This window comes from Klebsiella sp. M041 (genome assembly GCF_059759695.1).
Genome location: NZ_JCAXWU010000012.1, coordinates 1 through 20047, shown reverse-complemented (window position 1 = coordinate 20047; position 20047 = coordinate 1). Strand labels below are relative to the sequence as shown.

18 protein-coding genes and 2 pseudogenes are annotated in these 20047 nt (G+C 54.9%); 13 read left to right on the top strand and 7 right to left on the bottom strand.

What is annotated here, in order from left to right; genetic code table 11:
- Positions 1-292: 292 nt before the first annotated feature.
- The 6 genes from AC6CWS_RS16620 (at position 293) to AC6CWS_RS16595 (ending at position 5529) form a co-directional block, all read left to right on the top strand.
- Positions 293-1440, top strand: a protein-coding gene (locus tag AC6CWS_RS16620; protein ID WP_098141133.1) for an IS3 family transposase whose coding sequence is annotated in 2 segments (ribosomal slippage) — positions 293-542 and positions 542-1440 — 1149 coding nt in all. Because the reading frame shifts where the segments join, the coding sequence is not laid out codon by codon here.
- Positions 1441-1736: 296 nt separating this feature from the next.
- Positions 1737-1949, top strand: coding sequence for a hypothetical protein (locus tag AC6CWS_RS16615; RefSeq protein ID WP_498256429.1), 213 nt, complete (start codon positions 1737-1739; stop codon positions 1947-1949).
- Positions 1950-1952: 3 nt separating this feature from the next.
- Complete coding sequence (locus AC6CWS_RS16610; RefSeq protein WP_023342169.1) at positions 1953-2330, top strand: hypothetical protein; 378 nt, start codon at positions 1953-1955, stop codon at positions 2328-2330.
- Between the two features lie 16 nt (positions 2331-2346).
- Positions 2347-3384 carry a major capsid protein gene (locus AC6CWS_RS16605; RefSeq protein WP_237186465.1) on the top strand — a complete coding sequence of 346 codons (1038 nt, stop codon included), beginning with the start codon at positions 2347-2349 and terminating at the stop codon, positions 3382-3384.
- A 103-nt stretch (positions 3385-3487) separates the two neighbouring features.
- A complete protein-coding gene (locus AC6CWS_RS16600) occupies positions 3488-3676 on the top strand; it encodes a hypothetical protein (protein WP_498256422.1) in 189 nt (62 codons plus the stop codon).
- Positions 3676-5529 (top strand): hypothetical protein, encoded by a 1854-nt coding sequence (locus tag AC6CWS_RS16595; RefSeq protein WP_498256421.1) that lies wholly within the window; start codon positions 3676-3678, stop codon positions 5527-5529. Before AC6CWS_RS16600 ends, AC6CWS_RS16595 begins: the two co-directional genes overlap by 1 nt.
- Before the next feature lie 12 nt (positions 5530-5541).
- Here the strand turns inward: AC6CWS_RS16595 and AC6CWS_RS16590 are convergent, their stop codons facing one another.
- Both AC6CWS_RS16590 and AC6CWS_RS16585 read right to left on the bottom strand, forming a co-directional pair.
- The gene (locus AC6CWS_RS16590; protein WP_038991525.1) at positions 5542-6738 is read right to left on the bottom strand and encodes a tyrosine-type recombinase/integrase; all 1197 of its coding nucleotides are present in this window, start codon (positions 6736-6738) and stop codon (positions 5542-5544) included.
- Positions 6739-7000: 262 nt separating this feature from the next.
- Positions 7001-8389, bottom strand: a complete 1389-nt coding sequence (locus tag AC6CWS_RS16585; protein ID WP_023290962.1) for an MFS transporter — start codon at positions 8387-8389, stop codon at positions 7001-7003.
- 129 nt (positions 8390-8518) lie between these two features.
- Here AC6CWS_RS16585 and AC6CWS_RS16580 point away from each other — a divergent pair, with 129 nt between their 5' ends.
- Complete coding sequence (locus tag AC6CWS_RS16580) at positions 8519-9448, top strand: LysR family transcriptional regulator (RefSeq protein WP_065883808.1); 930 nt, start codon at positions 8519-8521, stop codon at positions 9446-9448.
- 360 nt (positions 9449-9808) lie between these two features.
- Here AC6CWS_RS16580 and AC6CWS_RS16575 read toward each other — a convergent pair.
- A pseudogene (locus AC6CWS_RS16575) lies at positions 9809-10510 on the bottom strand (carboxymuconolactone decarboxylase family protein); the annotation flags it as partial.
- Between the two features lie 203 nt (positions 10511-10713).
- Between AC6CWS_RS16575 and AC6CWS_RS16570 the strand changes: the two are divergent.
- Positions 10714-10977: a hypothetical protein gene (locus AC6CWS_RS16570; protein ID WP_023290955.1), complete on the top strand. Its 264-nt coding sequence runs from the start codon at positions 10714-10716 to the stop codon at positions 10975-10977.
- A gap of 3 nt (positions 10978-10980) precedes the next feature.
- On the opposite strand, the gene AC6CWS_RS16565 is transcribed toward AC6CWS_RS16570, so the two are convergent.
- A complete protein-coding gene (locus AC6CWS_RS16565; protein ID WP_065883804.1) occupies positions 10981-11553 on the bottom strand; it encodes a DUF1349 domain-containing protein in 573 nt (190 codons plus the stop codon).
- A gap of 18 nt (positions 11554-11571) precedes the next feature.
- On the bottom strand, positions 11572-11865 hold the full coding sequence (locus AC6CWS_RS16560; RefSeq protein ID WP_065883802.1) for a YciI family protein: 294 nt from the start codon (positions 11863-11865) through the stop codon (positions 11572-11574).
- 216 nt (positions 11866-12081) lie between these two features.
- Between AC6CWS_RS16560 and AC6CWS_RS16555 the strand changes: the two genes are divergently transcribed.
- The 5 genes from AC6CWS_RS16555 to AC6CWS_RS16535 all read left to right on the top strand — a co-directional run bounded on the left by AC6CWS_RS16555 (position 12082) and on the right by AC6CWS_RS16535 (position 16698).
- Positions 12082-12411, top strand: coding sequence for a metalloregulator ArsR/SmtB family transcription factor (locus tag AC6CWS_RS16555; protein ID WP_065883800.1), 330 nt, complete (start codon positions 12082-12084; stop codon positions 12409-12411).
- A gap of 51 nt (positions 12412-12462) precedes the next feature.
- Complete coding sequence (locus AC6CWS_RS16550) at positions 12463-13755, top strand: arsenic transporter (RefSeq protein ID WP_065883798.1); 1293 nt, start codon at positions 12463-12465, stop codon at positions 13753-13755.
- 9 nt (positions 13756-13764) lie between these two features.
- Entirely contained in the window at positions 13765-14187 is a 423-nt protein-coding gene (gene arsC, locus AC6CWS_RS16545) for a glutaredoxin-dependent arsenate reductase (protein ID WP_032454017.1), read from the top strand.
- A 473-nt stretch (positions 14188-14660) separates the two neighbouring features.
- Positions 14661-16214 (top strand): peptide MFS transporter, encoded by a 1554-nt coding sequence (locus tag AC6CWS_RS16540; protein WP_065883796.1) that lies wholly within the window; start codon positions 14661-14663, stop codon positions 16212-16214.
- Between the two features lie 184 nt (positions 16215-16398).
- A complete protein-coding gene (locus AC6CWS_RS16535; protein WP_004205347.1) occupies positions 16399-16698 on the top strand; it encodes a DUF1889 family protein in 300 nt (99 codons plus the stop codon).
- Between the two features lie 437 nt (positions 16699-17135).
- On the opposite strand, the gene AC6CWS_RS16530 is transcribed toward AC6CWS_RS16535, so the two are convergent.
- Together AC6CWS_RS16530 and AC6CWS_RS16525 are read right to left on the bottom strand one after the other, a co-directional pair.
- The gene (locus AC6CWS_RS16530; protein WP_065883794.1) at positions 17136-18584 is read right to left on the bottom strand and encodes an MdtP family multidrug efflux transporter outer membrane subunit; all 1449 of its coding nucleotides are present in this window, start codon (positions 18582-18584) and stop codon (positions 17136-17138) included.
- Positions 18581-19933: pseudogene (locus AC6CWS_RS16525) on the bottom strand (FUSC family protein); the annotation flags it as partial. The pseudogene AC6CWS_RS16525 and the gene AC6CWS_RS16530, both read right to left, overlap by 4 nt.
- Positions 19934-20047 lie beyond the last annotated feature (114 nt).

The window sequence follows — 20047 nt, the reverse complement described above, 5'->3', positions numbered from 1 at the left end:
CTATGCCAGGAATGTTCCTATGTTAGGAATATTCCTAATCGTTACCCCCAAATAACAGATTTTGAATATTTTGTCAATAATCTCTTGACAGAGTAAGGTTTTGATGGTAAGATAAGGTTATGGGGTTACTTAAAAGTAACATTTTATGTAGCTCCCCTGAAAAATCCTTTTTGAAATGCACTGCTGGTGTAATTTCCACCGTTATTTATTGTTCGGGTGTTCCTCCAGGTGAATCGCCACGGGTTTAACAGACACCTCAGAGTCATTTAAGATGGCTTAAAGAGAGGTGCCCATGAGCGGTAAGCGTTATCCCGAAGAGTTTAAAACTGAAGCAGTTAAACAGGTTGTTGATCGCGGTTATTCTGTTGCCAGCGTTGCAACACGTCTCGATATCACCACCCACAGCCTTTATGCCTGGATAAAGAAGTACGGTCCGGATTCTTCCACTAATAAAGAACAGTCAGATGCTCAGGCCGAGATCCGCCGTCTCCAGAAAGAGCTGAAACGGGTTACCGACGAACGGGACATATTAAAAAAAGCTGCGGCGTACTTCGCAAAGCTGTCCGACTGAGGTACGCCTTTATCCGTGACAACTCCTGTTGCTGGCCTGTTCGCCTGCTCTGTCGGGTGCTGGATGTTCATCCCAGTGGTTTTTACGCCTGGCTTCAGCAGCCGCATTCACAACGCCATCAGGCAGACCTGAGACTGACAGGACAGATTAAACAGTTCTGGCTGGAATCGGGATGCGTCTATGGTTATCGCAAAATCCATCTGGATCTGCGTGACAGCGGGCAACAGTGCGGAGTAAACAGAGTCTGGAGACTGATGAAACGTGTCGGAATAAAGGCTCAGGTCGGATACCGAAGCCCGCGGGCACGTAAAGGCGAGGCCAGTATCGTGTCACCCAACAGGCTCCAGCGACAGTTCAATCCGGATGCTCCTGATGAGCGTTGGGTAACGGACATAACCTACATCAGGACCCACGAAGGCTGGCTGTATCTTGCCGTTGTTGTTGATCTGTTCTCACGCAAAATTATCGGCTGGTCCATGCAATCCCGGATGACAAAGGACATTATCCTGAACGCACTGCTGATGGCTGTATGGCGGCGTAATCCCGAAAAACAGGTGCTGGTTCATTCGGATCAGGGCAGTCAGTACACAAGCCATGAGTGGCAGTCGTTCCTGAAATCACACGGCCTGGAGGGTAGCATGAGCCGTCGCGGTAACTGCCATGATAATGCGGTTGCAGAAAGTTTTTTCCAGTTGTTGAAACGTGAACGGATAAAGAAAAAGATCTACGGAACGCGGGAAGAAGCCCGCAGTGATATTTTTGATTACATCGAAATGTTTTATAACAGTAAGCGTCGGCATGGTTCTAGCGATCAGATGTCACCGACAGAATATGAAAACCAGTATTATCAACGGCTCGGAAGTGTCTAGATTATCCGTGGCGATTCAAGGAAAGCGGCAGGGATTGGTGATCCCCCTGCTGCTCTTCCTTTTCAGTGTATTTGAAAAAGGAAATTTATTATTTCCCTGTGATTTTATTTCGCTAATAGCTGGCATGTAAAATCATCCTTTACGAGATGCACCTCCTAAGAGCTATCGTAATGGGATTCCTGTAAAAGCCGGGGTAATGACCGGCTTTTTTTCTATCTAAAATAGCTATATTTATTTTTACGAAAGTAAATACAGGTGTTTTATAAAAATAAAAAAGGAGGCATTACGTGCTTCTAATGAACGAACCACAAAAACATAAAATCCAGAAAATGCAAGACGATTTTAAAAATCTCAGCGTAGAGCAGAAAACATTTATTGCCAAATCGTTAGATGTTTCTCTAGCTGAGGTGGATATGTTAATCACTAAGTTTTCTGCTGAAACGCCCACGAATGATAAATCATCTAAAGGGCTTCAGGAACTATTAAAACAATTAGCAAAAGGACAATAACCAATGCAATTTGGAACATTTCAAACTCTGAATGGTGATAACAGCCATGCACGATATAAAGTAATTTCGTATGCCTCAGATGCTGTACTTCAGGATAAACTCATTCGCGTAGATGCAGGAATCCCCGATTCCTTAATCGTCGGTGATTTGGTCGATAGTAACGGCAACCTTGCAACCTCAGTTGATGTGATTGAATACGTAGTGGTAGAACCAGTGCTTGCAGGTAAAAAAGCTTTCGTAGTCGCTGACCCGCATCATGTTATTCTCGCTAAAGCGGGGATTGAACTCCGTAATCTCGATGAAACAGCGGTTTTGATTGCTCTTGCAAACAAGGGTTTTACATTTGCCGATTATGGCACTTTAGCACTACGCACCTCTTAATAGGAATATAATAATAATGGCATACACAGATATTTTTTCTGGCAATATGTATGATTTTGCCAGTCCATTCACATTTAGTACCCAGATCAACCAAATCGTTAGTAATCTATCATTGTTCAAGATTGAACATCACAGTGTTAACAGCATTGCTTTAGATAAGATTACCGATATTAAAAATCTTGTAGCACCTGAAAAGATGCCCTACGCACATTCAGATTGGAACTCTGCCTCACGTCCTGAATATAGCTCCGTATTGTACCAGCAAAAATATACAAATTCTCTGAACGAGGTGAGTAGTCGAGACCTAGAGCAGTATCGCCAGCGTGGTGTTATGGATCAGGGTGATCAGATTGCATTAGCTATCAATGATTTCAGCGATGCACAATACGCGCAGGTGAGTAACACTGTAGAGGTTGACCTCGTAGAGGCACTATTAGGGCTCCGTGTGCAGTCACAATATGCAGGACAGGGAGATTTAGATTTCCTCGCAGGTGGTAGCAAAACCACGTATACAATGGATATTAGCGCCAGTGCTAACGTATTCCAGCAACTGAGCGAAATCGGACGTATTCAGAATGTGAAGCTAGGCTCAGGGCTGGCACAGGCCAAACAAGGCGTAGTGATCCTTGCCTCTGGTAAGGCTGCCGTAGCACTACGTTACCATCCATCCGTGAAGGATTTCATGGTCTATACCCTGCCGCTTGAGCAAGGCGATAACTTCTACACCCGTACTAAAGGCGCCAATCCAGCTTTTGAAACCTGGACGCTAAACGGCGTAACCGTGATCGATGTGACAGGTTATAGCCTAATCACTGACAAAATCGGAGTTGATGGCTTCGTTAGCTTGCCTGTTATGTCTGAAAACTCAAATGCCTACGTCCTGCACGCCGGGATTGGCGTTCGCCATGCAACGCAAGGGAAAGATGCAAATCTGTATCATCAATACGTTACAGTTGATCAGCGTTGGGGATACCCCGCCGTAGCAACGGAATGTAGCTATCTCCCGATTGTGAATATTCCCGAAGCGATTATTTTCGGCAGCGTTACTGAATAATACAATAAATAAAAATATTGGCCTGTGAGGGATTCCGACAAAGGGGAGCGCAAATCCCACGGGTTCCTTTCGGGCCTTTTTTGTTTTCTATGGAGAAAACCAAATGAAATTAATACTCAAATCACACGACCTCCACATTTTCCTTGACGCCAACAACGCTACAGACCTGATTAGAATAAAAGCGCTGGCTGAGATGCTCGATATTTCGTATCCCGCACTAAGACAGCGCATCCACCGGGGACAAGATGTTGATACAGCTATCAGAGAACTCCTGGCTAAAGGAGGCGAATAATGTCGTTAGATCTGAACGTAAGTACTCTGAAAAATACCGTCACATTTGTGGTCGATAAAAACAGCATTGCACAGGCAAAAAAAGCGGCTGATGACCTGCATAAGTATTTCCAGAAAATACAAGACCCTAAAATCCGCTTCCGGCAGCAGAAACAGCGTAGACAGAAAGCACGCCAGATGGCTGATGATGCTCGTTTTAACGATAAACCTCGTAATGCTGCCGAAATGAAAGCTCAGCGTGCGGCTGAGAAACAGAAAGCCAGGGAAGAAAAAGCCAATCTGAGAGCGCAGCAGCAGCTACAGCGCCGCCAGGAGACAGCAGAGCTAAAACTCCGTCATGCAGGGCTACAGCTGGGCGGGATTAAAGGTAAGTATGGATTAGATCCTAAGGCTCAATTTGAAGCCCTCCGCTACATCCGTCAACAAACAGAGGCTTTTGCTCAGGGACAAATTACCAGCGCCCGAATGAATGCCCTAATTCGTGAGCGCATCACCCTGGAGCGCAGGGCAGCAGCAGCCGCACAGAAAGCCGCTCAGGCACAGAAAACAAATTATGTTGGGGCTGCGAAGAAGTTCAAAGATCCTAATAGTAAGGAATACGGCATTGCCAGATTGCAGAGTGCTGCAACGGGAATTGGGAGCATGTTTGCCGCAGGAAACCTCGCTGCACGTATTAAACAGACAGGGGATGAAAACCTCGAACTGATCAGGATGAGTGAACGTGTAAAAACCAACCCTAACGCGATAAAAACAATGGTGACATGGGGTCAACAGCATGGCGTTGATTCCGCTAACGTGGATAAGGCAACCGATAACATGAAAGATGTCCGCGAACGTCTCGCTATGACCGTTAACGATGCTCAGATGAAAAATGGCGAATGGAAGGGCGGAGATGGTGGTATTACAGCCATCATGAACAAATTTGGATGGTCAAAGGAACAGATCGGGAAATTCCAGGATTCCCCACTCGATTTTATCCAGGCAACAGTAAATGAAGGGCAGCGTAGAGGGATGAGCCAGGCTCAGATAGGTACGCTGATCGAGAGTTTAGGTGATGACCTGATGCACTACACTGACATGTTCATGAATAACGGTGCGGAGTTTATCAAGACGCTGCGCCAGCTTAAAGAGAGCGGTCAGACGCTCAACGATGAGCAGATTAGGCAGATAATGGAATACGGCACCCTCACCACGAAAATGGCGGCTCTGACAAACGGCCTGGATATTAATCTGTTTACCGGGTTTATGGATGGATTTGGAAAATCTGGTGATCAACTAACTGAAAACACTAAGAATCTCAACGAGAGCGCTCATCTCCTCGGAGAGGGATTAGGCAATCTGGCTACACAGGTGACAGGTGCAACAGTGCAAATCAGTCAGAGCGTGCAGGCTATTAACGATTACCTAAAATCCAAGTTCCCTGAATGGTTTAGTGGTGATAACAATCAACCTGCGGCTCAGCAGTTGTATAACGGGGCCGTAGGCGGCTCAGCCGATACTGTGGCAGCATGGATTAAAGAAAACACAGGAGTCGATACGCAGAGTTTTGGCCCGGCTGTAATGTCATTCTTAGGAATGGGACCATCATCAACAGGGACGGCTGCAAACAACTACAGCCTATCAGGGCAATCTCTCCGCGATGGCGCTATGGCTCTTCCATCAACTCCGGCACTGAGCTATCAGGTGAATCCTGTATTTAATCTAACAGTAGCGCCGGAAGTGCCTCTGACAATCCAAAGTGATGTTTCTAGACTCAGCGATTACATTGATTTCAACGCCAGAGCGTCAGCAGCCAGTTTCGAACGGTCGTTAACGCTACAAATAAATAGCGGTCAATCATCTACAGGTGGCTAAAAGCAAGGGGCATTACGCCCCTTTTTCTATTTCTGGATAGCGTATCAACTCGATAATCCCTTTTAACTCCTTCATGCTCGCCCCCTGGCTGTAGGTACGGAATGCTTCGGTTTTCGCCTTCTGCTCTGTGTGGCCCGTAATGCTGCCGATCCTGGTCTCGCTAACCCCGGCGCGGTCTAAGCAGGTGATAAACATTCCCCGCAAGCTGTGGAAGCATTGACGATCTGTAGCGGTAGGCAACACTCGGCGGCGTAAGCGCGTGAACGCTTGAGAGTAAAACGGGCCTTTTTTACCGTCAGCACGGTTAATCTTATTAGCCTGTGGGAACAGGTATTCTCCGTAATTGTGGCTTAGGTATTCATCGACAATCGCAGATAACCGGGAATGAATCGGCACATGTCGGATTCCAGCCTTAGTCTTCGACTTTGAAATGAAGAACGTGCGTACACCTTCCACCGTTTTGATTTCTGACTTCTTGAGGCTTGCCAGTTCATCAAGGCGGCATCCTGAAAACAGTCCCATCATTATAATGTTTCTGATCTCCGGCTCTGCTGCATCCAGTAGCTTTTGCATCTGGTCAGGCTCAAATGGTTCATAGCTTACAATACTGGCTCTCGCTTCGAGGTTATGACCGTGAAAAGGGTTGTCCGGTGGAATATCGTCATGCACCCTCCTGGCAAACTCATAAAGGCTTCCCAGACAAGTTAGCCAGTTTTGAACGGTTTGATCGGCTTTCTTCTCGATATGCCGCATAGCAAACAGAGCCACCTGTGATCGCCTGATCTTTGTGATTTTGATATCTGCACACTCAAGATGTTTTAGGAATACCTCAACGCTCCTCGCGGATTTTGCCAGAGTTGAGAATGATCGCCGGTCTTTGTACTGTTCAGCATATCGATCACGAATTTCAATCAACGTAGGGATAGCCTGGAGGGGAGATTTCATTACTGTTTGAGCACGTAGCTCAAGGATTGCGTTGTTTATGCGCCTCTCTTCTGTATCGGGGCAATACTGCTCTTTAAGGGCCTTCCACTCGATGAGCATGTGATTACGGAAGTGTTTAGCGGTGGCGAGGTCTTTAGTTCCCGTCGACTTCCGGTACAGACGTTTCCCGCCGAAGATGTGGCGCATGTATTTGGGAACAAAAATCTGGAACATCCAAACCCCCTCTGGTGTGGGGTAAAGATACGATTGAGACTTGATCGACATAGGGATTTTCCTCTAATATCCCCGTTATCAACTACCAATGTTGAGATCTTTAGCGGTTCTTAGGCGTTTCTCTTCGATTCCCTTCGCCCGCTCCAAACTCAAGTCTTCTGAAGTCTACCCAACTCAATTTTCCCTTGATAAATAAGAAGTTATAACATTCTGTTAGTCTATTGAACTCCGACGGAGGACTCCTCTTTGATTGCGGGATCGGCGTTTTGCGCTGCTGGCGCTGGAGTAGTAGCGTTTAGTGATATTTTCGCACTTATCCTGTTTCCGCAGGATGAGTGATTTTACGCAACCGGCTCGCGCTGACGACGACCGATACCGCAGAGGCCGCGGCGGCGCTCCACAGCGCAACATGAATTGACCTTTCATCTGCTGCCAGCAGAACGCCTACGGCGGCGGCTCCCAGGCACTGCCCGAAAGTGCGCATAATGGATAAAACTCCGGACGCATAACTCGCGTGCTCACGAATAACGTTTGAGAGCATTTCCCGGTTATTGGGACTCTGAAAGCAGCCAAACCCTATTCCGCACACCAGACTTCGCAGGCAGATATCCCACATTGGAGGGCTGGCGGGTAACGTCGCCAGCAGGATCAAACCGACGACAAATATCACCAGCCCCAGGGTGGATATCGCCGGGGCTGATATCGTGTCCGCCCAACGGCCTGCATGCGGCGCAATCAGCACGATCCCTAACGGCCACGGCGTAAACAGCAGGGCAGACACTACCGGACTGTAGCCGTATTCGCTCTGAAACAGGAAGGGTAGCGCAATAAAGGTGATCCCCTGGCTGACAAAAGCAACCATTGACGTGAAAGCCGCGAGGGTAAAACGTTCATTTTTAAACATGCTCGGCGGCAGTAAGGGATGACCCGTACGGCGGATTTGCCAGATAAAAGCCATGCCGCTCAGCGCAGCGAGAGCCATCCAGCAAAGGCTGCCGAATTGAGAAGTAGCGTTCTGTAGGCTGTTCGCCGCCATGATCGTCGAACCCAACAGCAGCGCCGACAATATGGCGCCCACGGTGTCGAAGGGCGCCTGCATACGGATCGCATCCCGCGGCAGCGCTCTGACCGCCAGCAGTAAGGCGAGGGTGCCGGGAAGAACGTTTATCGCAAACAGCCATTGCCAGCTCAGGGTGTGAAGGATCGTACCGCCCAATACCGGGCCGATAGCGGAGCTGGAGGCAATGAGCAGGGCATGGAACCCCAGAATGCGGCCAAGTAAGCGTCCGGGAAATACGGACCTGAGTATTGCGGGGGCAATACTCAGCGTCGCCGCGCCGCCGATCCCCTGAAGCACGCGCATACCGATAAGCACTTCGGGCTTATTCGCCAGCGCGCAACCCAGTGATGTCAGGGTAAAGGTCGTCAGGCCCGCCAGAAATACGGGGCGATAACCCAGACGGGCCGCAAGCGCCGCGAATATCGCCAGCGTCATCGCAGCCGCCAGCAGATACCCGTTGGCGAACCAGACGGCAATACCGGCAGGTACCTGCAAATCCTGAGCCATTGAGGGCAGGGCAATGTTGATCATGGTGCCATCAAACACGCCCATTAAGGTGGTGGTCATTATTGCGGCCATCACCCGTGCGCGCGCCGGGCCAGGCAGTCCTTCGTCGCCGGGTTGGCTGGAAAAGAGCGTCATCATTTGTCCTCTGAGAAGAGTGTATGGATGACAAAACTATAAAGATGGCTTTTACCGGGCGGAAGGCGCACTATTTTCACTTTATTGTTGCATCAAACGCCTTATCTTAATGTGCTGGGAGAAAGGGGAATGTCTGATCCTGATTTTAATTTGCTGGTAGCACTCGACATATTGCTGAGTGAAGCGAGTGTCGCAGGTGCGGCACGTCGTCTGAACCTCAGCACCTCAGCCATGAGCCGGACATTAAGCAGGTTACGCGATGTCACAGGAGACCCGATCCTGGTGCGCGCCGGGCGTAACATGGTACTGACCCCGTGGGCCGAAGCGACCCGGGATCGCGCCAGGCGTGCAGTGCACGATGCCAGGGCGGTATTGCAGCCCTCAACTGAAACGTTCTGCGCGCGAAGTCTGGCGCGTCTTTTTACCATCAGGGCAAACGATGGTTTTGTGGTGGCGTTTGGGCCTGCGCTCATCGCAGCGGTTGCCGACGCCGCGCCGGATGTCTGTATACGCTTCGCGCCTAAGCCGGAAAAAACGTCGCGCTATCTTCGGGAAGGGCTGGTTGATCTGGAGATTGGAGTTCAGAGTAATATGGGGCCAGAAATACGGCTGCAACGACTGTTTGAGGATCGGTTTGTTGGCGTCGTGCGTAAAGGGCACCCGCTGGCTAAGCAGGCAGAAATAGGCGTGGGTGATTATGTCGCCTGGGGTCATGTGGTAGCGTCACCCGAGGGCGCGTTGCACGGATCCGTTGACGATGCGCTGGCCGAACTGGGGACAAAACGTAAAATTGCGAGCGTTGTACCGGGATTTCCGACAGCACTGTCCGTGGCGCTGGAATCGGATCTTATCGCCATGATACCCGCACTCTATTTACTCAATCAGCAGGTAACGGGCCAGGTACACGTTTTCGAGCTGCCGTTCAAAAGCCGTCGTATTACGATATCGCAGATGTGGCACCCAAGAATGGAACGCGATCCCGGTCACCGCTGGCTGAGAGCGCAAATTCTTGCCATATGCGGTGTGGCCAGGTCAGTCATGACTAAGGAGCCTGTATAGCGATTGCTATAACATCAACTTATGTTAAATTAATAATACAATTAATTGATATTTAAGATAAAACATTAAGCGAAGTAGCGGTGTAGAAGCTAAATTGAGATGTCCATCTCTGACCAAATAGACATGTCCGCGCTACCGTCTCACCACAGGGATCGCTGCTTTCAAAGGATGAGACTCATGACGGCATACGGAACGGAAATTTTCTCAATGAGCGATGTGAACAGACTCACGATCGAAGTCTCCACGCGTCGATAGACCGTTTATGTCCTTTCCGCGAGATTTAATCGAAAGCCCTCGTGCTACCTTTAAGCTAACTATTAACGATAAATAAAGGACAGCTTTCCTGTCCTTTATCCTTTTTTATTCAGCTTTGCTCTCGCGCGATCGCAACACTTCACCGACCACCGGGGCGGCGGTAAACGCATTTGGCCATCCCGCGTAGAACGCTGCCTGGGCGACCACTTCTCCGGCCTCTTCAGCCGAAAGCCCATTATCCATGGCCCTGTTTAGGTGGTAGCCAATCTGCGCGCTCTGTCCGGCGGCGATTAACGCGCTGACCGTCACCAGACTTCTGTCGCGGGGCGTAAGCACGGGCCGTTGCCAGAGGTCGAGAAACAGCGGGTCGGCGGTAAATTTAACCAGGCCAGGCGAAATGGGACCGACATTTTTCTCCACGGTCTCTGCACGCTGTTTCTCTACCTGTTCATTGAGAGGCAGCAGCGTTGGCGAGGCGGCGGGCAGGGCCTCTGTCGTGATGCCGCGGGCTGCAAAGATCGCTTTGGTCACCCTGACGGCTGACATCGCATTGGGCCAACCTGAGTAGAACGCCAGATGGGTAATGATCTCTGATACTTCCGCTGGCGTCACGCCGCTATCGAGAGCGACTTCAATATAGTGCTTTAGCTCGCCTGGCTGGTTGCGGGCAATCAGCATGGCCACAGTCACGATGCTGCGGTCGCGGGCAGACAGGGCGTCACGTTGCCAGAGGTCGTTGGTAATCGCTTCACGGCCAAAGCGTGCCAGCGCCGGGGAGACCGCGTGAATGTCAGCGTCCGAAAGAGTGAAAGCCCTGATTGATTTTCTGATAGCGCATACCGCGGCATAAAGGCTATTTTGCGTGCGAAATGTCTGAAGGCGCCGGCCCTGTCTTTCCCTCTGCCTTAACCCTATACTCCATGCGGATAAGGCGGTTTTTTATCGCGGTGCAACGGCTTATCCCATCGTCAACGCGATGGGCGGGGAATTTCACTAAGGGAGAGGCAGCAATGGGCAGACGCTTAATGGTCTGTGTGTTCGCGCTGGTGGCGTTTTCAGCCACTGCAGCGCATGGTCATCACGGCCAGTCGGTAATATCGGGCGCCGACGGCGGCAACGGTTCGGACGGCGGCAGTAGCGATAATTCCTCGGGGCGGGCAGGGTGCCCGGGCGGCACCGATCCCGATAAGCACGGCCATTTTTACCTGCCCGGCACCCGCGAACCCTGCAATCCTGGCCCCCAGGATGCAGAGAAAGTCGGGTCTTCCCACTAGCGTTCAGCTCAGATCGTGCAGCGCTTTGTCCAGCGGTGGGGAAAGTTGAATATCCAAAAAGGCAACCGCCAGTCCGCCGCGCTCCGGTGAGCAGCACATGACGCCGGCTTTCACCGGGCCTGGTGGAAAGTAGCCGAGCCGCAGCAGCGGCCAGCGCTCGCCGTCGGTCGAATACTGCAGCCTTAACGCATCGCCCTTGCGGGTCAGCCGCAGCCAGAAGGTGCGCGGGTCGCCGGGGAAAAGCCCGGTGGCCCAGTCGGAATGGGTTAGCGTCAGCACGCTGCCGATGGCCGGGGCATCGTCATTAAACTCAATCCCCGCCTTCAGCCAGGTCTGCTCGTCCGCCATCATCATCAGCCCGGCCTGGTCGTAAAGCGTGGTGAAATCCGCACAGATTTTTGCCTGCAGGGTAAAATCGCCCTCCACCTCAGCGGCATAAAGATGGCCGGAGAAGCGCTTGAAGCCATACCAGGTATGACGCCAGAAATCGGTATGCTTATCGGTGACCACCGTCAGGCCGTCGGCATCGCGGCGCCACTCGGCAGGTTCATTGATCCAGTGAAAGGATGGCTGCATGTTTCCTCCGGGACAGGCTTATAACAGCGACTGCAGTGCGGGGGACGCCATGCTGGCCTCAAAGGGGATAATCTCCGTATGGGCGAGACCCAGCTGCTGGAAGGGATCCTGGCTCAGACGCGCTTCCAGAATTTCCCGGCTGTCGCATGTCGCCAGAATCACCCCGCCGGTGCGGGGAATACGGCGGCCGGAGGTGAGAAAGAGGCCGTCAGCATAGCCTTTTTTGAGCCATTCGACGTGGGCGGGGATCGCGCTGTCAATCTCTTCGAGCGGTTTTATATACGTTAAAACAACCACATAAATCGTACTCATCCTGAAAACCCTGTCAATCCGATGGGATCTTCAGCCTGACATATTTCGATGATGGTTAAAAGAAAACGCGGCATTTTTGCGTGCTATTGAGCAGGAGGCACATGTTGCAACGGTATGGAGATTTATTGCGGTTGTGAAAACACATATGTTTTTTCGAATGCATATTGATCTTTGTTCGTGGTCCCGTATGCTGTCCGTCACGCTTGAGGAGAAACCATGTCTTTATTGCCCCTGCAACTGTTCAAAAACCTCGCCGATGAAACCCGGCTGGGGATCGTGCTGTTGCTCAAGGCGCGGGGAGAGCTGTGCGTGTGCGATCTCTGTACGGCGCTCGCCCAGTCCCAGCCCAAGATCTCCCGCCATCTGGCAATGCTGCGGGAGAGCGGGCTGCTGCTGGATCGAAAACAGGGTAAGTGGGTCCATTATCGCCTCTCTCCGCAGATGCCGGCCTGGGCGGCTCAGGTGATTGAGCAGGCCTGGCTAAGTCAGCAGGACGATGTGCGGCTGATGGTCAGCAGACTGACTGACGAGCCGGGTTGTCGGTAAAAAATTTATCTTAACATATATGATTTTTCGAATGTGATTGGTGGGGGAACGATGTTGCTGGCAGGTGTGATTTTTGTCCTGACCCTGGTGCTGGTGATCTGGCAGCCGCGGGGGTTAGGGATCGGCTGGAGCGCGGCCTTTGGCGCGGCGCTGGCGCTGGTCACCGGTGGAGTACAGATAGCCGATATCCCGGTGGTGTGGCATATCGTCTGGAATGCCACCGCCACGTTTATCGCCGTGATCATTATCAGCCTGCTGCTCGACGAGTCCGGCTTTTTTGAATGGGCCGCGCTACACGTTTCACGCTGGGGAAGAGGGCGGGGTCGTCTGCTGTTTACCTGGATTATCCTGCTCGGTGCGGCGGTGGCGGCGCTGTTTGCCAACGACGGCGCGGCGCTGATCCTCACGCCCATCGTAATTGCCATGCTGCGGGCGCTGGGTTTCAGTAAGGGAACGATGCTGGCCTTTGTCATGGCAGCCGGGTTTATTGCCGATACCGCCAGCCTGCCGCTGGTGGTGTCGAATCTGGTGAATATCGTTTCGGCAGATTTCTTTGCCATTGGCTTCAGGGAGTACGCTTCGGTGATGGTGCCGGTCGATCTCGCGGCGATCCTCTCCACCCTGGCGATGCTGCACCTGTTCTTTCGCAAGGATATCCCGCCGGCCTGGGATATGGCGTTACTGAAAGCGCCGGCCACGGCGATAAAAGATACGGCGACGTTCCGCACCGGCTGGGGCGTGCTGCTGCTGTTGCTGGTCGGCTTTTTCGTTCTTGACCCGCTGGGGATCCCGGTCAGCGCCATCGCGGCGCCGGGAGCGGGGATCCTGTTTGCTGTCGCGAAGCGCGGGCGGGTGATAAACACTGGCAAGGTGCTGCGCGGCGCCCCATGGCAGATTGTGATCTTCTCGCTGGGGATGTATCTGGTGGTGTATGGCCTGCGAAACGCCGGATTAACGGATTATCTGACCACGGTGCTGAACATGCTGGCGGAGCGCGGGCTCTGGGCCGCAACGCTGGGCACCGGTATCCTGTCGGCCTTCCTCTCTTCGATCATGAATAATATGCCCAGCGTGCTGGTCGGCGCCTTGTCGATTGATGGCAGCGCGGCAACAGGGACGATCAAAGAGGCCATGATATATGCCAACGTTATCGGCTGCGATCTGGGGCCCAAAATCACGCCGATTGGTAGCCTGGCCACGCTGCTCTGGCTGCATGTGCTGACGCAGAAGCACATTACCATCGGTTGGGGGTATTATTTCCGCTGCGGCATCATCATGACCCTGCCGGTGCTGCTGGTAACGCTGGCCGCGCTGGCGCTGCGTCTTTCCTTCAATCAGCCATGAGAACGTGCTATGAGCATCACCATTTACCATAACCCTGAATGCGGCACCTCGCGTAATACCCTGGCGCTGATCCGCAACAGCGGCGCTGAGCCCACCATTATTTATTATCTGGAGACGCCGCCGTCGCGCGATGAGCTGCGCCAGCTGATCGCCGCGATGGCGATCCCGGTGCGGGCGCTGCTGCGGCAAAACGTCGAACCCTACGATGCGCTGGGCCTGGCGGAAGACCGGTTTACAGATGACCAGTTAATCGACTTTATGCTCCAGCATCCGATCCTGATCAACCGTCCGATCGTGGTGACGCCGCGGGGCACCCGGCTCTGCCGCCCGTCAGAGGTGGTGCTGGAGATCCTGACGGCGCCGCAAAAAGGCGCCTTCGTGAAGGAAGACGGTGAGCGCGTCATTGATCGGACGGGGCAGCGTGTGAAATAGCGCGCAAAATGGCGCCGGCTGTAGCAGCCGGCAAGCCATGTGCATCCTGCCTCGCGGGAGGCTCTCCGGGTGTGAAGCACCTGGATGGCTGAACAATATTCTCCCTTAGCGCTATTTCTGCCTCCTCAGGCCCGTTTCCCTTACTTTTCCTGTCGTTATATGCCCTGCCTGCACCGACGGTTTTTGTCCTTGGTTACTCAATCAACTTACTGTTTTTAATAAATAAAATTATGTATTCTTTACAATGGCATAATGTCAACGCCGTTTGCGCTTTTGCGAACATTAAATCTATAAAACTAGATGTTTGTCGACTTTTCATCTAAAAAGGGAAGGTAAGGGGCTGGACAAAACCACTGTATGGTTATCAAATGGTTAAAAATGCTCGTTCCTGATGTTAAGACAAACAAATTATAAATCGTCAGCCCGCTTTATACGGTTAACTTGCGCTGCGGTGCACCTTATCTGGAGAATTTATGCATTCCTCTGTTAATAAAAACGAAAGCCGTACCTTTTTCGGCCATCCTTATCCGCTGGGCTCCCTGTTCTTCACCGAAATGTGGGAGCGCTTCTCGTTTTACGGCATCCGCCCCTTACTGATCCTGTTTATGGCGGCGACGGTTTATGACGGCGGAATGGGGCTGGCGCGGGAGAATGCCTCGGCGATCGTCGGGATTTTTGCCGGCAGTATGTATCTGGCCGCGCTGCCGGGCGGCTGGCTGGCGGATAACTGGCTTGGCCAGCAGCGCGCTGTCTGGTACGGCTCGATTCTGATCGCCCTCGGGCACCTGTCGATCGCCCTGTCGGCATGGCTGGGCAACGACCTGTTCTTTATCGGCCTGATGTTTATCGTCCTCGGTTCCGGGTTGTTTAAAACCTGTATCTCGGTGATGGTCGGCACTCTGTATAAAAAAGGCGACGCGCGCCGCGACGGCGGTTTCTCGCTGTTCTACATGGGGATCAACATCGGCTCGTTTATCGCGCCTTTGATCTCCGGCTGGCTGATTAAATCCCATGGCTGGCACTGGGGCTTCGGCATCGGGGGGATCGGGATGCTGGTGGCGCTGATCATTTTCCGTGTCTTTGCCGTGCCGTCGATGAAGCGCTATGACGCAGAGGTCGGCCTCGATTCCACCTGGAACAGCCCGGTGGCGAAAAAGAATGGCGTTGGGGCGTGGCTGCTGGCGCTGGCGCTGGGAGTGGCTGTGCTGGTCACGCTCATTAGCCTGGGCACGATCGTGATTAACCCGGTGGCGGTGGCCAGCGTGCTGGTCTATGTGATTGCCGCTTCCGTAGCGCTCTATTTCATCTGGCTGTTCGTCTTCGCCGGCCTGAAACGGAAAGAGCGGGCGCGCCTGCTGGTGTGCTTTATTTTGCTGGTCTCGGCGGCCTTTTTCTGGTCGGCATTTGAACAGAAACCGACCTCATTCAACCTGTTTGCTAACGACTATACCAACCGGATGATCGGCGATTTTGAGATCCCCGCGGTCTGGTTCCAGTCGATTAACGCCTTATTTATCATTCTCCTCGCCCCGGTATTCAGCTGGGCGTGGCCAGCGCTGGCGCGTAAAAACGTTCGTCCGGGCAGCATGACCAAATTCGTCATTGGCATCCTGTGCGCGGCGGCGGGCTTTGGCCTGATGATGCTGGCGGCGCAGAACGTCCTGAACAACGGCGGGGCCGGTGTGTCGCCGCTGTGGCTGGTGGGCAGCATCCTGATGCTGACGCTCGGCGAACTGTGCCTGAGCCCGATTGGCCTGGCGACCATGACCCTGCTGGCGCCGGAGAGAATGCGCGGCCAGATGATGGGGCTGTGGTTCTGCGCCAGCGCGCTGGGTAACCTGGCGGCGGGCCTGATTGGCGGTCACGTGAAGGCCGATCAGCTGTCGCTGCTGCCGGATCTCTTCGCCCGCTGCTCCATCGCGCTGCTGATCTGCGCCGCCGTGCTGGCCGTGCTGATTGTCCCGGTCCGCCGGATGCTGGAGAACAGTCAGTCCAGCGGCGCGCAAAAATCCGTCAGCAACGCCTGACGCGATCCCCAGGCCGGTCCCGCGGGACCGGCTTGTTTTTTGTCCAACCCCCGCCCCGGCAGTGCAAAATCCCCTTTTCTGAATGCGCGATGTCCCATAACGTGAGCGTGTTCTTTGAAATCACGTCGCTTTCCGGTCCATAGTGTAGTCAGGTTTACTATGTGGTTAATATAAGGACACACCTATGCCAGCAGTCATTGATAAAGCATTGGATTTCATTGGTGGTATGAATACGTCTGAGCCAGTACCACAGTCTATGGATGAAAGTACCGCGAAGGGAATTCTCAAATATTTGAAAGAGCTGGGCGTGCCAGCCAGCCCGGCAGACGTCGCTGAGCGCGGTCAGCAGCAAGGCTGGAGCGCCGGGTTTACCGACAAAGTGGCGGAGTGGGCTGAACGGGTCGCCGCCGGCGAACGGCTGGTGATTAAGCATCCGGAATTCTTTTCCACCTACATGCGGGAAGAACTGCGCGCCCTGGTGTAATCGCCGCGCATTAACCCCGCATCTTCTGTTTAATGCCTTCCCCACCGGGGAAGGCATTCTGGCTGATGACAAACCTGTTTCATTATTGTGCCCGCATTACTGCCGGGTGGCGGCCTTCGCCTTACCCGGCCTACGAAAGACGGCAATATCAACCCGCTATGCGGTTGGCCGTAGGCCCGCGCAAGCGCAGCGCCGCCGGGCAATCCCTGAAGACGGTTTAATGCCTTCCCCACCGGGGAAGGCATTCTGGCTGATCACAAACCTGTTTATTATTGTGCCCGTATTTCTGCCGGGTGGCGGCTTTCGCCTTACCCGGCCTACGAAAGAGGACAATATCAAACCGCTATGCGGTTGGCCGTAGGCCCGCGCAAGCGCAGCGCCGCCGGGCAATCCCTGAAGACGGTTTAATGCCTTCCCCACCGGGGAAGGCATTTTTGTTACTGGCCGCGGTAGCCGCCGCCCAGGGCTTTGATCAGGGTAATGTCGGTGCTCAACCGCCGGGCCTCAATATCCAGCAGCAACAGCTGCTGGGCAAGGACCGCCCGCCGGGCCTCTTCGGCGGCGTAGCGGCTGAGCAGGCCGCGCTGATAATGGGCGCGAGCGCTGTCGGTGGTGGTCTGCGCCGCGGTGACCTTCAGCTGCTGCAGCGCGCGCTGCTGATTCAGGTCGTTAAGCTGGCTGGAGCTGATGGCGACATCGCGAACCGCGTCCAGCACCGCCTGGTTGTACTGTTTGATCAGAATATTGCTGGCGGTGCGCACCGACTGCAGATTGGCGTTCAGACGACCGCCGTCGAAGATCGGCAGATAGAGCCCAGGCAGCAAGTTGATCTGCTGGAAAGAGGACTTAAACAGATCCCCGACGCTCAGGGCGTTATAACCCCAGAACGCTTTGATATCAAAATGGGGATAAAACGCCGCTTTCGCCGCATCGACCTGGCTCAGGGAGGCGGTCACATACCCGCGCAGCGCCTGCAGGTCCGGGCGGCGGGCCAGCAGCTCGAAAGAGAGCGACGATGGCAGCGTCTCCTGGAGCGCAGGCAGCGCCACCGGATGGATGGCCGGCATGCTCTGCGCATCGGCGCCGATCAGCGCCCGCAGGGTTTCACGATACTGGGTCAGCGTCCCCTCGGCGCTGATGATCTGCTGGCGGGCGGCGAGCTGCTCGGCCTGGGCGTTGGCCACATCCACGCTGTCTTCCACGCCGCGTTGGGTCCGGTGCTCGTGGGCCGCCACCGAGAACTGGGCAATGCCTTCCAGGTCCTGCAGCAGCGCGATTTTCTGGAACGTCGCCTGCATGGCGAAATAGAGCTGCGCCACGCTGCTGGCGATGTCGAGCTCAATGCCGGCGGTCTCAGCCAGCCGGGCGTTTTTCTCGCCAATGGCGGCGGCAACCCGGGCGCGATCGGCTCCCCAGAGATCGATATTCAGCTGCGCCCCGACGCCAACGGTGTTCAGCGTATACCAGGGACCGTTCTTATCCACCGGCAGGGAGTAGGAGTAGGGCCAGCTAAAGGATTTGTCGGTGATCCGCAGGCGGTTTTGCGCCGCGACGGCGGTGGCCTGCAGGCCCATCGCCGACTGGGCGAGTTCCACCGTGGACTGCGACTGAGAGATGCGCAGACGGGCGGCCTGCATGGTCGGCGAGTTCTGCAGCGCCCGGTTGATCAGCATATTGAGCTGAGGATCCTCATAGGCCTCCCACCAGCGGGCTGCCGGCCAGTCGCTATTCGCCAGGTGGATCACCTGCGCCAGCTGGGCCTGCTGCGGATTGACGATGGCGACCTGGGCTGGCTCGTCCTGGATCAGCGTGCAGCCGCTGAGCAGCGTCAGCGTCAGGGTAAGGAGAGTGCCGCGCAGCCGCGCGGAGAAAGGAAGGATCATCATGACGTTTTAGCCTGTTGCTCAGTCGCTATCGGTGTCGGGCCCCAGTCGGGCAGGGCGGCCAGCGCGGCGGCCAGCGCCGGGCCAAAGGGGTTAGTCAGGTCGGCGGCCAGCTGCTCGGCAGGTGCTGTCGCCTCCTGTTCGATACGTTCGGCGTAGCGCCGCAGCTGTTCGGCGCAGCGGGTCAGGGTCGGGTCTCCCGGCGCGGCGTTGAGCCGGTACCCTTCGCTGAGGCGGGCGATCTCCTCGGCCCGGGCGAGGGTGGCGCGCATCGGCCAGTCTTTCGCCTGGGGCCAGGGGTGGGCATACGTACCCAGCGGTTCGGCGCGAACCCGATGGATCAGCGCTTCGCTGTCTGTGAAGGCGACAAACAGAGGGGCCAGCGGCACCGCATCGTGCGGGGCGGCGAGGCAGTCCGCCAGCCGGCGATAGAGTCCGGCGAGGCGCGATTTCAGCTGCGGCGCTTCGCTGTCCGGCCAGAGATACAAATGGACAATGGAGGAGACCAGCACCCCAAGCAGGATGCCCAGCACCCGGTCCCGCAGCTCGGTGAGATTTGTCAGCGGACCAAACCAGCTGAGGAAGGCCAGCGCAAAAGTGAAACCAATCTGGATCCCGGCGTAGGCGATACGCTCCGAGCCGGCGGCAATCCAGGCCGCCAGCGCCAGCACCGGCAGGGACATCGCCAGCAGCCCCGACAGCGAGTCGGTCCAGGGCTGGACAAAGACGATTAACAGCAGCGCCAGCAGAGTGGCGAGCAGCGCGCCGCCGATGCGCAGCCACGTCTTCTGCATCGTGGCGCCCAGCCCGGGCTGGGCAACGATCACGCAGCTCAGCATAATGGTGTGCAGCCCCTGCCAGTCGGCAGCGGTATAGAAGACATAGCAGATTAGCGTCGCCAGCAGGGTCTTGAGCGCAAAATGGAGATAAGCCGGGTTGCGCCAGGCGTCCGGCGCCAGCAGAGGCGGTTTTTCCACCTCGCCCTGCGGCAGGGCCACCGGCTCACCCTGGGCCAGCTGCTGCAGAAGGGCAGCCATCTCCTGCAGAACGGCGCGATTGGCGCCGCGGCCGCTGAGCGCCTGGGGGGAAATGGCGCCGTCAAACGGCCCCTCGCTAAGGGCGCTCTTCAGCTGCAGTACCGCCTGCGACAGTAGCAGGCGATCGTCGCTATCGTCCTCGTCCGCTTGCAGCAGCGCCGCCAGCTGGTAGCAGCGCAGGGTGGCGGCCAGCCGCGAGCGCCAGGCCTGCGGATCGGCGGCGATCTCCGGCGTCGCCCGGCAGGCCTGGGCGAACAGCGACTGCAGCTGGTTGAACTGCGCGGCGGTCTCGCCGAAGGTCGGTGGCGTTTCTCCGCCCGGGGTCGGCCGCCGGGGGGGGGGCGGCCGCCGCAAAAACGCCCGCCCCGCCCGATACTCGTTGGCGGGTCACCGGTGCGGCCAACACGCGGTGGCCCGCCGGGGGTGCAG